Genomic DNA, 13,714 nt, shown 5'->3' on the forward strand with positions numbered 1-13,714 from the left:
AAGACGAGCCGATGACATCACAGAGTGATTCCATGACCCAGACCGCATCCGCGCCGACCGACGGCGGCAATGTCCTGTCCGTCGACGGCCTGCGGACCTATTTTCACACCGACGACGGGGTGGTCAAGGCTGCCGACGGCGTCACCTTTACCGTGCCGCGGGGCAGGACCATGTGCGTGGTCGGGGAGTCGGGGTGCGGCAAGTCCATCACGGCACGCTCGATCGCGGGGCTGGTCGACGCCCCCGGGCGCGTCGAGGGGGGCACCGTCAGGTTCCAGCGCGAACCGAACGGTGAGGTGGTCGACCTCGCTGCCCTCGATCCCCGAGGTGCGGAGATTCGCGAGATCCGTGGCGGTCAGATCGGGTTCGTCTTCCAGGAGCCGGGTGCCTCGCTGTCGCCGATGTACACGATCGGTGCCCAGCTCTCCCGGGCGATCCGCTTGCACCAGCCCATCTCGAAGGCAGAGGCCAAGGAACAGGCGATCGATCACCTGCGTCGTGTCGGTATCCCGCGCGCCGACAAGCGATTCGACGCGTACCCGTTCCAACTCTCGGGCGGGATGAACCAGCGCGCGATGATCGCCATCGCTCTGGCGAACGACCCGGCTCTGTTGATCGCCGATGAGCCGACCACCGCACTCGACGTGACCACCCAGGCGAGGATCCTCGACCTGCTCGCCGAGCTCCAGGACGAGACCGGCATGTCGATGTTGTTCATCACCCACGACCTCGGTGTCGTCGCCGAGATCGCGGACGACGTCACCGTGATGTACCTCGGCACCGTCGTCGAACGCGGCAGTGTGACGGACATCTTCGACCGGCCGCAGCATCCTTACACCAAGGCTCTGCTCGAATCGATCCCGTCGATCTCACCCGAGAACCGCGGGAAGAAGCTCCCCGCCATCTCCGGGATCGTTCCTCACCCGAGCGAACGCCCCGACGGGTGTCCGTTCCACACCCGATGCGCCGTCGCGATCTCCGGTCTGTGCGACACGACCGCGCCGCCGGTGATCGAGCAGAACGACGGGCGCCTCGCCGCCTGCCACCTTCTGGACCCCGACCGTCCGGAGGGCCCGTCCGACTCGGGCACGAAGCCAGCACCCGACGCGGAGACGGCGGCTGCACCCGCGGCTGCACCCGCCACCGCGGACGCACCCGCCCAGGCCGAGACGCCGTCGGACAAGGGACGGCGAGGCAGCGACGAACCGTTGCTCTCCGTACGGGACCTCCGGGTGCACTTCCCGATCCGTAGCGGCTTCTTCAGCCGAGTCACCGGCAAGGTCCACGCCGTCGACGGGGTCGACCTGGACATCCGTCAGGGCGAGACCCTCGGCCTGGTCGGAGAATCCGGCTGCGGCAAGACCACCTTGGGGCGCACCATCGTGCGGGCCATCGACCCCACCGAGGGCACGATCACCTACCACCCGGGCGGTGAGGACATTGACCTGACCGCCCTGGACAACAACGCGCTGCGCCGCTACCGCGGTGAGATCCGCATGATTTTCCAGGACCCGTTCACCTCGCTGAACCCCCGGAAGAACCTGTTGCAGATCGTCGGTGAGCCGCTGACCAAGATCAAGCAGGAGGACGACTCCAGCATCGAGGACGAGGTCGCAAGTATGTTGCGGCGTGTCGGGCTGCGCCCGGAGTATTTGCGCCGTTACCCGCACGCGTTCTCCGGTGGTGAGCGCCAGCGCGTGAACATCGCCCGCGCCCTGATCACCCGGCCGCGGCTGGTGGTCGCCGACGAGGCCGTCTCCGCGCTGGACGTGTCGGTGCGGGCGCAGATCCTCAACCTGCTGGGAGACCTCCAGGAGGAGTACGACCTGACGTACCTGTTCATCTCCCACGACCTCTCCGTCGTCGAGCATCTCTGCGACCGAGTCGCCGTGATGTACCTCGGTCGCGTGGTGGAGCAGGCTGACACCGACGAACTGTTCACAGCGCCGCGTCATCCCTACACCGAGGCGCTCTTCTCGGCGGTGCCCCAGCCTGACCCCCACCGGCGCGATGACGGCCGGCGCGTCCGCCTCAACGACGAGCTGCCCGACCCGACCAACCCGCCCGCCGGCTGCCCGTTCCACACTCGATGCCCGCACCGTCGCGACGAGCTCTGCGACTCGGACATTCCCATGCTCAGCGAACTGGCTCCGGCCCACCGCGCCGCCTGCCACTACCCACTCGAAACAACCGGCGACGAGGAACGAGAGAAGGCATGACGACGCATCACCCGGGCGACCCCAAGGACAGCACCGACAGGGACGTCAGCTCACCACTCCATGGCGCCACGATGATCGCGCCCGACCAGGACTTCGACGGCGCACCTCTTCTCCGCACGGAGTTCTCCCTCGCCAGCGGGCACGGCGACGTGGTCGCGGCCACGCTGACCAGCACCGCGCTCGGCGTCCACGAGATGTTCGTCAACGGGCAGCCCGTCGGCCCGGACGTGCTCTCGCCCGGTTGGTCGAGCTACCAGTGGCGCCTACGGTGGCGCAGTCATGACATCACCGAGCGGCTCCCCTCCGAGGGGCAGGTGGCGATCGGTGCCGCGCTCGGCAACGGCTGGTATCGCGGCCGGCTCGGTTTCACGGGTGGCCGCGCCCTCTACGGGGACGAGCTCGGCCTGATCGCCCAGCTCGAGGTCACCTACGCGGACGGACACGTCCAAACGGTCGTGACCGGGGAGACGTGGCGGTCCGGCCCGTCGAGCACCGTTGCGAACGACCTCTACGACGGTCAGACGATCGACGCCCGCCGCAGCACACCGGGCTGGAACGCTCCCGGCTTCGACGACGAGGCATGGGCCGGGATCCATGCCCTCGACTTCGATCGCGGCCGATTGACCGCACCGATCGGCCCGCCCGTGGTCCGGCACGAGACGATCAGGCCGACGGCGATCTTCACCTCGCCGTCGGGCAAGACCCTGGTGGACTTCGGCCAGAATCTCGTCGGTTGGATCCGGTTCTCGGTGTCCGCGCCCGCTGGTACGACGATCACGATCCGGCATGCCGAGGTGCTGGAGCACGGCGAACTTGGCACTCGGCCGCTGCGCGATGTCGAGGCAACCGACCGGTTCATCACATCTGGGGATGTGGACCATTTTGAGCCGACGCTGACGTTCCACGGCTTCCGCTACGCGGAGGTCACGGGTTGGCCTGGCGAGCTGACGACGGACTCGTTGGAGGCTGTCGTCGTCAGTTCCGATCTGCGCAGGATCGGTTCCTTCGAATGCTCCGACGACATGATCAACAAGCTCCACGAGAACGTGGTCTGGGGGCAGCGCGGCAACTTCCTCGACTTGCCGACCGACTGCCCGCAACGCGACGAGCGCCTCGGCTGGACCGGTGATATCTCCGTGTTCGCCGACACCGCGGCCTATCTCTTCGACGTCAAGGACTTCCTGGCGGACTGGTTGGCCGATCTCAGGTTCGAGCAGAGCCATCAGAACGGCCGCGTCCCGTTCGTGGTCCCCGACGTGATCAGGATCGGCCCGAGGGACCCGGACCGAGGCGACGAGAAGGACGGCGCGATCACGGCGATCTGGGGCGACGCGGCCGTCTGGGTGCCGTGGTCCCTGTACCAGGCCTACGGCGACCTGACGATCCTGGCGGACCAGTACGGGTCGATGGTCGCCCACGCCACAGCGATCGCGGAGCACCTGTCTCCGAGCGGAGTGTGGGACACCGGCTTCCAGTTCGCCGACTGGCTCGACCCGGACGCGCCACCAGACCGTCCAGGTGCCGCCAAGGCGGACAAGGGTGTCGTCTCCACGGCGTGTGCCTATCGGACCGCGGACCTTGTCTCACGCACGGCAGAACTGCTCGGGAACACCGAGGACAGTCAAAGGTTCCGCACCATGGCTGACGGCCTGAAACGTGCCTTCCATGAGCACTACGTGGACGAGCGTGGCACAGTCGCCAGCGACTGCGCCACGGTCTATGCTCTGGCGATCCAGTTCGGCCTCGTCGACGGCGCCCAACGGGGCTTCGCCGGACAACGGCTCGCCGAGCTGGTCGCCGAGGCCGGATACCGGGTATCGACCGGTTTCGCCGGTACCCCGTTCGTGACCTGGGCACTGAGTGAGACAGGGCACCTGGATGCCGCCTACCGCCTCCTCCTCGAGAAGGAGTGCCCGTCGTGGCTGTACCCCGTGACGATGGGCGCCACCACGATATGGGAGCGGTGGAACTCCATGCTTCCGGACGGTTCCATCAACCCGGGCAAGATGACGAGTTTCAACCACTACGCACTCGGCGCCGTCGCGGACTGGCTGCACAAGGCGGTGGCCGGCATCCAACCCGCCGAACCGGGCTACTCGCGCATCCGAATCACCCCCAAGCCGGGCGGTGGTCTGACCTGGGCGCGGTCCAGCCTGGTCACCCCGCACGGCGAGGTGAGCTCATCCTGGCGCCTCGATGGCGACGAGTTCCACCTGGATGTTGCCATTCCCGACGGGACGACGGCGGAGGTCACGCTGCCCGGCGGCGAGACGGTCACGGCCGGGCCGGGTGAGCACCGCTTCACCGCCTGAATGGCCGCCGGGCGCCGGTGAACGCTCCACCTCCGCCCGGCTGCCGGTCGTTGTCGATCGCGGCTCGAGCTCCGCGTCATCTCCCGATGGCGCCGTGCTCATGGTCGTCCGACGTGATCAGGCCGGATCAGCGTTCACGGCCTCGTCGAGGATCGACACCGACTGTTCGTGCAAGGGACTGGTGACCGCGCCGTCGAGGAGCGGATCCTGCGTCTCGTGCATCCACCGATGCAGGTCCTGCAGCAACTCGATGCGCACTGATTCGTAGGCGGGGTCGTCGGCCACGTTGTGCGCCTCGATCGGGTCTTCGACGAGGTCGTACAGCTCCACCGCCGGGTGGAAGCGGCGCACGGGAGTGCGCGGCGTGGTCCGTGGCCGCCACGACTGTGACGAGTCCATGAACTCTGGCGCTGCGGTGAAGTTGACGATCAGCTTGTGCCTCTCCGTACGAATGCACCGCCTCGGGTCGTAGTAGTCGTGGTAGGTCATCTCCCCGTAGACAGCGTCACGCCCCACCGCGGGGCCGTCGCTGGTGCCGTCGAGCAGCGGACGGAGGCTGCGGCCGTGGACGCGGTCGGTCGGCTCGATCCCTGCAGCGGTCAGCACGGTGGGGAAGATGTCGATGTTGGAGACCAACTCGTCATACCTGGAACCGCCGGTCCAGCCGAGGCGCGGGCACCGCATGAGCCACGCCACCTCGAGGCCGGGGTCGTAGAGCGCGCACTTCGCGCGCGGGAGCGCGACGCCGTGGTCGGTCGTGAAGATCACGAGCGTGTTCTCGGTCAGCCCGTCCTCGTCTAGCCGGCGGAGCACCTGGCCTACTGCCTGGTCGAGGTGGTGGATCGCGCCCTGCAGCTCGGCGAGCTCGGTGCGGGTGCACTCACCCTCGTCTTCGATGTACGGGGGTATCTCGACGCCAAGTTCGTCATCGGGCTCCATGTAGTCGCTGATGAAACCCTGGTATCCCGGCTCGTCTCGGGTGCCGCCAGGGAGGCGGTGGGGCTCGACGAACCCGACCTGCAGATAGAAGGGATGGTCGCCCGCAGTCAGACGGTCCAGTTCCGCACAGGCTGCCTCGGCGACTGCCTGTGCGCGGTCAGGTCGGCCGGCTCGTTCCACGGCCGGAACAGCACGGTCGAAACCCAGCCGGGCAGCCATCTCCTCGGGCGTCCGGCTGGCGCGTGACTCGTGCTGTACCCCGAGGAGGGATGTGGTGTACCCCGCGTCCTTGAACTCTCGCGCGAGATGACGTTCCTCGGGGTATAGGTCCCAGGCGAACTGGGCGTGTGTGAGTCCCATGACGCCGGCCGAGTGGGGGTATCTGCCGGTGAACAACGAGGCGCGCGAGGGACTGCACTGCGGTGCCGTGCAGAAGGCCTGCTCGAATGTGACGCCGTCAGCTGCGAGGGCGTCGAGATGGGGGGTGCGAACGGTGGTGACCCCATAGCAGCCGAGGTAGCGGCCAAGGTCGTGGCAGTGCAGCAGGAGGACGTTTGGTCGGCTCACGAGGCTCTCTTTCCGGTTGGCTGTGAATGTATGCCGCGGCTCACGTGTGCCGCGGCTGATGTCAGTGAGGGGCGGTTAGCTTGCCGGCATGGTCGGCGGCCTGGTCCTGATCGCAGATCGCGTCCACCACATTCGTCGACTCGATGTCGTCGTGGAACTACCCACATCGCCCGTCCCTTCCGAGAGATCCTGCACTGACCCGGCGGCCGGCGTTGCCGCATTCGAGCACTGCGCAGAGTTCTTCGACCGTGGTGATCATCCACCGTAGTCGCAAGCATTGATACGATTCATAATTGTACGGCACCTCCCTGTCGCTGAATCGCAGCCCTCGCCACGACGCACTTGCTCGACTGAGGTCAGGCTGCCTCAGACGTCCAACTCGTCGGATGTCACGAGTAGTGCCAGTCGGCGTCCGTTTCGTGTCGATGCCGGCCGCATCGTTGCAGCCACACGGTGGTCTCGCCTGGGACGGCGGTGGTGAGCGTGCTGCTCGCCAGCAGGACCTCGCCGTCGGGCATACCTACCGGTTCAGCGGAGAAGTTGGTCACGCATACCCAGCCGTTCGGCCGGGCGAAGGCGAGGACGTTCGGCGGGTTTTCCAGCCACTCCAGCCGCTCCTCGCTCTGCAGCCGGTGTCGCAGCGCGATCGCCTCCCGGTACAGCGCCAGGGTGGAGGCAGCGTCCTCGGCCTGTCCAGATGCCGCTAGCTCGGCGAACCAACTTGGCTGAGGCAGGTGCGGCGGACCGTCGGAGAATCCGAAGGATGGGCCCTCAAGTGACCATGGCAGCGGGACACGGACACCGTCCCGCCCCACGTCGCGGCCTGGCTTGCGCGTGAACGTCGGGTCCTGCCGGGCGTGGTCGGGAATGTCAGCCACCTCGTGCAGACCGAGCTCCTCACCCTGGTACAGGTAGGCCGAACCGGGCAATGCGAGCTCGAGCATGGTCGCGGCGCGTGCCCGGCGCAGCCCTCGGTCGGCCTCCAGCACCGGCTCAGTGCCGCGACTGAGCAGCCACTGCCGGCCCTGCTTGAACTCGTCCGGATCGTACGGGAGCCCGTAGCGGGTGGCGTGCCGCACCAGGTCATGGTTGGAGAGCACCCAGGTGGTGGAGGACCCGCTCTGTGCGGCGAGCTCGAGGTTGCGGGCGATCACGTCACGGAACGCCTCGGCTTCGAAGGGTGCCTGCAGCAGGTCGAAGTTGAATGCCTGGCCCAGACCCTCAGCACTGGCATAGCGAGCTCGCCGGTGTGCCGGCACCCAGGCTTCGGCCACGGCGGTGCGCGGTGGGTCGTAGGAGTTGAATACCTCACGCCACTCGGCGTAGATCTCGTGCACCTCGTCCCGGTCCAGGGTGGGGTGGTTGCCGTCGAAGGGCATCGCTCGCAATTGCTCCATCGTGGGCAACTCGTCCGGCAACCGCTTGGCGGTCATGTGCGCCACGTCAACCCGGAAGCCCGCCACCCCGCGGTCGGACCAGAACCGCAACGTCTGCAGGAAATCCTCCCGGACCTCACGGTTGTCCCAGTTCAGATCGGGCTGCTCCACCGCGAAGCGGTGCAGGTACCACTGACCGTCCTCGACTCGCTCCCAGGCGGAGCCGCCGAAGGCGCTGGTCCAGTCGGACGGCGGCTCCTCGCCGTCGGGACCAGTGCCGTCCCGGAAGAGGTACTTGTCCCGCTCCGGCGAGCCCTTCGGGGCGGCCAGCGCGGCTCGGAACCACTCGTGCTGGTTCGAGGTGTGGTTCGGCACGATGTCGATGATGAGCTTGATGCCGGCCTCGGTGAGCGCAGCGAGCATCTCGTCGAAGTCGTCCAGAGTGCCGAAGCGCGGATCGACGTTGCGGTAGTCGTCCACGTCGTAACCGCCGTCGGCGAGCGCCGAGGGGTAGAACGGGCTGAGCCAGACGGCGTCCACCCCGAGGTCGCGCAGGTAGGGCACGCGGCTGGTGATCCCGGGCAGGTCGCCGATGCCGTCGCCGTTCGAGTCGGCGAAGGAGCGGGGGTAGATCTGGTAGACGACGGCCTGACGCCACCAGTTCGGGTCGCCGCTGAGGAGGCTCGCCCCGCCCTGGTGCGTGCTCGGTGCCTTGTCGCGGTGTTCGGCGTCAGTCACCCGTCATCTCCATTCATGTATTCGTTCGTGATTGTCACTTGCGCGTCCGTCGCTGCCCGGGTCAAGCAGCGAGGTGCCACCCGATGTCGCTCTCAAGTAGCGATCGCGACACGTATCGGCACCCACCTTGCGCGCGTGTGGTGATCCCGGGGCGGTAGGTGTCACTCATCGTCCCTGTCAGGTGGGTTGAGCGACGGTGGGTGACGCCTACCTGGGTGGCCGGGCGGCGAGGTGCCCATCGCCGTCGGAATGGCCGGGGCGAGACGACATCGATGGGCACTTACTGGCCGACCGGCGTGATGCTGCTGTCGGCGGGCGGTGTTCCGACCGGGGTGTTGACTTCGAAGTAGTGCTCGAGTCCGTCGGCGTGCAGGTAGGTCTCGGGTGGTGCGAAGTCGTCGTCGAGGTCGGCGAGCCAGTGGTTCAGCTCGGCGTCGAGGTCGCGTTGTAGGCCGGTGGCTTCCGGTTGCCCGCACAGGTTCTGCTGCTGGTACGGATCGGCCACGTTGTCGTAGAGCAGCCAGGGGCTGGTGCGGGTGCGGATGTAGGTGTGGGTTGCGGTGCGGATGCCGCGGTAGGCGTCGAAGCCGTAGCTGCGTGCCCACAGGATCGGCACGGGGAGGGAGAGGAAGGATGAGTGGGCGCGGTGTGCGGGGCGCGTCCCGAAGACGTCGGTGCCGGTGACATGGCCTGGTACCGGCAGACCGCACAGGCCCAGGAGGGTGGGCATCAGGTCGGGCATGTCGAACGGCGAGGTGTCGGTGCGGCCTTCGCGGCCGAATCGGCGGGGGTAGCGCACCAGCATCGGCACCCGCACTGCTTCGTCCCAGGGGCAGACTTTCACGTCGTGGCGGATGCCGTGGGAGCCCATCATGTCGCCGTGGTCGGAGGCGAAGATGATGATGGTGTCTTCGGCTGTGCCGCTGTTCTCCACCGCTGCCAGCAACTGGGCTAGGCAGTCGTCCAGGGCGGCGATGTGGGCGTAGTAGCCGCGCAGCGCCTGCGCCGATTCCTGCGCCGCTTCGTCGGGGACGTTCGCCCGCAGGGTGATCTCGGCATCGGTGTACCGCTGCCGGTACTCCTGCGGTGCGGTGTGCAGCGGGAAGTGTGGTGGCCCGTAGGAGAGCATCAGGAAGTACGGGTCCTCACCGGCGCTGTTCTGTGCGATGAATCCGCAGGCGTCCTCGGTTTGGGCGTGGGCGTCATACCCGGGCCAGGTTTTGGGCTGCGGGTCGTCGCCGTGGAAGTAGAGCGAGCTGTTGTAGTTGTGGGTGCATTCGGCGGCTTTCCAGTACTCGAACCCGAACCGCTTCTCGCGCGGCACCGGGAGCTTGCGGCGACCGTAGTTGCCGTCCGGGCTGCCGTACAGGTGCCATTTGCCGATATACCCGGTGCGGTACCCGGCTGTCGCGAATTCTTCGGCGAGGGTGGACCCGGTCGGTTCCAGTTCGACGTCGTTGATGTAGACCCCGTGCTGGAGCGGGTACTGGCCGGTGAGCATGCTCGCCCGGGCGGGGCAGCACACCGGAGTCCCGGAGACCGCCTCGGTGAAGTTCACCGACTCGGCTGCCAAGGTGTCCAGCACCGGCGTCGAGACATTCTCATCGCCGGCATAACCGGTCGCCTGAGCCCTCCACTGATCAGTCAGCACCACCAGCACATTCGGTCGCCGCGTCACGGGCACATCCCTTTCTTCTCGGTTGTCAGTTGGCGCGGGGATCACGACGGCGTCCCTCGAGCCCGTAGGCCCCTCGCCACGATCCGGTCGATCGCCCAGGCGGCCCCGCTGCCCGCCACGAGCGCGCCGGCCAGCGGGGAGACCGCCGTGACGGCGAGGGCAGCGGCGAGCGTCAGCAGGGCCCCCGCCACGTGCACCGGCATGGCCAAGGTGAGGGTCGTCGTCGTGCGCAGCAGCCCGCGCCACGGCAGGTCGTAGGAGACGATGACGGGGAACAGCACGGTGGAGGCGCCAGCGAACAACAGGGCGAGCGCCCCGGTGATCACGCCGAGCACCATCGAGGCCCCGGCTCCCATCTGCTGGACGATCACGACATCCACGGCAAGCACCCCGGCCACGGCCAGCCATCCGAGACCGAGGAGGGTGCGCCGTCGTAGATCGGTGCGCAGGGCGCGCGCGAAAGCGACTACCGGCGTCACCTCGGAGCCGAGACGTCGATCGCGCAGCACCGAGAACAGGGCCGCTGTCGCCGGGACGAAGGTGACCACCGGAAGGGAGGCGAGCAACCAGACCAGGTTCAGCAGCACCATGTCGCTGGCCGCCGCGAGCGACCGGTAGAGGGGGCCGGCGGTGACGTCGCGGGGGCGGGCGCCGGTGACAGTACTCGCGCTCATCCCTTGCTCCTCGTGCTCATCCTTTGAACCCCGTGGTGGCGATCCCTTCGATCAGCCCACGCTGGAAGAACAGGAAGAACGCGAACAGCGGCACCAGGGAGACCACGCTCATCGCGAACATCGGACCCCACGAAGAGACCGTGGACTGGTCCAGGAACAGCTTCAACGCCAACGGTGCGGTGAAGTTCTCGTTGCTGGACAGGAAGATCACCTGGGCGAAGAAGTCGTTGTAGGACCAGATGAACGTGAAGATCGCTGTGGTCACCAGCGCCGGCTTGAGCAGCGGCAGGATGATCCGGAAGAAGATGTTCACCGGGCCACAGCCGTCCACGCGGGCGGCGAAGTCCAGCTCCTTCGGGATACCGCGGATGAACTGCACGATCAGGAAGATGAAGAACGCGTCCACGGCGAGGAACTTCGGCACCACCAGCGGCAGGAACGTGTCCAGCCAGGCGAGCGAGTCGAAGATGATGTACTGCGGGATGATCTGCACGTGGATCGGCAGCATCATCGTGCCGAGCATGATCGCGAACAGGGTCCGCTTCAGCGGGAAGTGCAGCCGTGCGAAGGCATAGGCCGCGAGCGAGCACGCGATCACGTTCCCGAGCACCGCGAGCACGGCGATGAGGATCGAGTTCAGCATGTAGTGGGAGAACGGGCGCTGGATCCCGTTCCATCCCTCGATGTAGTTGCTCAGCGTCCACTCCTGCGGGATCAGCCCCGGCGAGCTGAAGATCTCACTCTCCGGCTTCAACGAGCTGGAGATCATCCACACCAGCGGGTACATCATCAGCACGGCGATCGCGATCAGCCCGATGTGGGCGAGGATGCGGGGGCGCGGACCTTTCGTGGCGCGCTGGGGTGCAGTCATTGCGGTGTCAGTGGTCATCTCGCTCATCCCTCATCCCCGTAGAACACCCAGAACCGGCTGAACAGGAAGTTGGCCGCGGTGAAGATGCCGATCACGATCAGCAGCACCCACGCCATGGCGGCGGCATAGCCCATGTCCAGGTTCGCGAAGCCCTGCTGGTAGAGGTACAGCGTGTAAAACAGGGTCGAGTCGGTCGGGCCACCCGTGCCGCCGCTGACGATGTAGGCCGGGGTGAACGCCTGGAACGCGTTGATGATCCGCAGGATCAGGTTGAAGAAGATGATCGGCGTGAGCAGCGGCAGGGTGATCGCGAGGAACTTGCGCACCACGGAGGCGCCGTCCACCGAGGCCGCCTCGTACAGCTCGCCCGGGACCTGCCGCAGGCCAGCCAGGAAGATCACCATCGGGGCACCGAACTGCCACACGTTCAGGATGATCAGCGTGCCCAGCGCCGTGTCCGGTGAGGCCACCCAGCTCTGCGTCTCGATCCCGAACATGCCGAGGAACTGGTTCACCAGCCCTTCTACGCCGAACAACTGCCGCCACAGGATCGCGATCGCCACGCTCCCGCCCAGCAATGAGGGCAGGTAGAACACGGCTCGGTACAGGTTGAGCGCCCGCAGCCCGCGGTTCAGCACGACGGCCACCAGCAACGCCATCGCGAGCTCCAGCGGCACTCCGACGAGCACGTAGGTGAGCGTCACCTTCGCCGACTGCCAGTACCGGGAGTCCTCGGTGAACATCCGCACGTAGTTGTCCACGCCGGTCCACTCGGGCGAGGAGATGAGGTTGTAGTCGGTGAAGGAGAAGTACAGGGAGGCGATCAGCGGTCCGAGCGTGAGCCCGAGTAGCCCGAGGAACCACGGCGCGAGGAAGGCATATCCCCACAGGCCCTCGTGCGCCATCCGCGCCGCGTGCTGTGGCTTGCCGCGGCGCTTCCGACCGGGCCTGGGTGGGTCGGTCCTGCCGCCTCCTCGCGCCGGCGATCGCCGGAGTGAGGCAGTCGTCATCAGGCGAAGGCTCCTTCCGCCTCGGTGAAGAACTGCTCGACGGCCTGGTCCACGCCGGCGCTGCCGAAGCCGACCTCTTCGTTGGCTCGCTTGAGCAGGTCGCGCACGGTGTTTGCGCCGACCGGTGCCGGCTCGGGTGCCACCGCACCCTCGGTCTCGCTCGCGGTGTACTCGATCACGCGGGCGGTGTCCTCGTCCCCTGCCGCGGAGAGTTCGTCCGCCACAGTGGACGAAGCCGGGACCCCGAGCAGCAGGCCGAGGGGCTCGCGGGCCTCCGGGTCGTTCAGGATGTAGTCCATCACCTCGCCGACCTTTTCCGGGTCTTCGGTGGCGGAGGAGGCGCAGAAGTACACGGCCGGCCGGGGATACTGGCCGGTCGTGCCGTCCTCAGCCACGGGGAAGCTGGTGAAGTCTGCCGGGCCGTCGTTGAGGTTGTGCACCGCGTCGAGAATGTTGATGCCCGCGAATCGGACCGCTGCCAGGCCGCGGATCATCGGGGAGTCGTTCAGCCCGAGCCCACCTTCCGCAGTGATATCGGCGGGGGTCGCGGCACCGGACTGGCGCAGTTCCTCCCAGTAGGTGAGCCAGGCGGTGAGGTCCTCGGGGGTGAAGCCCAGGCCATCCGCCGTAAACAGGGTGGAGCCCCGCTGCCGGACGAAAATCTCCAGGAAGGTGTCATAGCCGCCGTGGTCACCGGTGCCGTAGAAGCCATCCTCGGTGACGTCGGAGATGTTCTGCATGGCATCGGCGAACTCCGACCAGGTCCACCGTCCGTCCGGGATCGCGACACCGGCGGACTCGAACGAGCCGACGTCGAAGAACGCCGTCTGGGCGGCCACACCCCACGGCACGCCGTAGAGGGTGCCGTTCACCTTGCCGACGTCCACGGCGGCGTCGGAGTAGGTGGACAGGTCGAGGGAGTCCAGGCTGTCCAGCTCGAGCAGCGCCCCGTTCTCGGCGTACTCGCGCAGTCCGGGCACGCTCATCTCGAACAGGTCCGGGTGGTTGTCGGAGGCAACTTGGGTGGTGAGCCGGTCGAAGTAGGTGTCGAAGGCGGTGAACTCGCCCTCGATGGCGACGCCCTCGACGTTCTGGTTCGCGAGGTCGACCATCGAGGTCACGGCACCGTTGATGGCGTCGGAGCCCCACCAGCTCATCCGGAGGTCGAGGGTGCCGCCGCCGTTCGCGCCGCCGCCGTTGTCGTCGCTGCTGCATGCGGTGAGCATGCCGGCCAGGGATGTGCCCGCTGCTGCGGTGAGGAACGTGCGCCTGTTCAGGGGATTCATCGTTGCTCCTTGAGTGGTGTCGTTGTCGGGTCGGGGAGGACGGG

The 13,714-nt window shown here is 67.2% G+C and carries 9 protein-coding genes; 2 read left to right on the plus strand and 7 right to left on the minus strand.

What is annotated here, in order from left to right; translation table 11 throughout:
- Positions 1-32 precede the first annotated feature (32 nt).
- Positions 33-2,219 carry an ABC transporter ATP-binding protein gene (locus BLU77_RS15965; RefSeq protein ID WP_089775903.1) on the plus strand — a complete coding sequence of 729 codons (2,187 nt, stop codon included), beginning with the start codon at positions 33-35 and terminating at the stop codon, positions 2,217-2,219.
- Positions 2,216-4,531, plus strand: coding sequence for a glycoside hydrolase family 78 protein (locus BLU77_RS15970; protein WP_342741472.1), 2,316 nt, complete (start codon positions 2,216-2,218; stop codon positions 4,529-4,531). Before BLU77_RS15965 ends, BLU77_RS15970 begins: the two co-directional genes overlap by 4 nt.
- 117 nt (positions 4,532-4,648) lie before the next feature.
- On the opposite strand, the gene BLU77_RS15975 is transcribed toward BLU77_RS15970, so the two are convergent.
- The 7 genes from BLU77_RS15975 to BLU77_RS16005 all read right to left on the minus strand — a co-directional run bounded on the left by BLU77_RS15975 (position 4,649) and on the right by BLU77_RS16005 (position 13,670).
- Positions 4,649-6,037, minus strand: a complete 1,389-nt coding sequence (locus BLU77_RS15975) for a sulfatase family protein (RefSeq protein ID WP_217632478.1) — start codon at positions 6,035-6,037, stop codon at positions 4,649-4,651.
- Positions 6,038-6,426: 389 nt separating this feature from the next.
- Positions 6,427-8,151: a glycoside hydrolase family 13 protein gene (locus tag BLU77_RS15980; RefSeq protein WP_089774050.1), complete on the minus strand. Its 1,725-nt coding sequence runs from the start codon at positions 8,149-8,151 to the stop codon at positions 6,427-6,429.
- A gap of 280 nt (positions 8,152-8,431) precedes the next feature.
- On the minus strand, positions 8,432-9,829 hold the full coding sequence (locus tag BLU77_RS15985; protein WP_175477152.1) for a sulfatase family protein: 1,398 nt from the start codon (positions 9,827-9,829) through the stop codon (positions 8,432-8,434).
- 41 nt (positions 9,830-9,870) lie between these two features.
- Entirely contained in the window at positions 9,871-10,503 is a 633-nt protein-coding gene (locus BLU77_RS15990) for a YesL family protein (RefSeq protein ID WP_089774052.1), read from the minus strand.
- A 16-nt stretch (positions 10,504-10,519) separates the two neighbouring features.
- Entirely contained in the window at positions 10,520-11,392 is an 873-nt protein-coding gene (locus tag BLU77_RS15995; RefSeq protein WP_089775907.1) for a carbohydrate ABC transporter permease, read from the minus strand.
- A 5-nt stretch (positions 11,393-11,397) separates the two neighbouring features.
- The gene (locus BLU77_RS16000; protein WP_425441237.1) at positions 11,398-12,387 is read right to left on the minus strand and encodes a carbohydrate ABC transporter permease; all 990 of its coding nucleotides are present in this window, start codon (positions 12,385-12,387) and stop codon (positions 11,398-11,400) included.
- Positions 12,384-13,670: an ABC transporter substrate-binding protein gene (locus BLU77_RS16005; RefSeq protein ID WP_175477153.1), complete on the minus strand. Its 1,287-nt coding sequence runs from the start codon at positions 13,668-13,670 to the stop codon at positions 12,384-12,386. The genes BLU77_RS16000 and BLU77_RS16005 overlap by 4 nt, the downstream gene beginning before the upstream one ends.
- Positions 13,671-13,714 lie beyond the last annotated feature (44 nt).

The organism is Ruania alba (genome assembly GCF_900105765.1).
GTDB classification, from domain to species: domain Bacteria; phylum Actinomycetota; class Actinomycetes; order Actinomycetales; family Beutenbergiaceae; genus Ruania; species Ruania alba.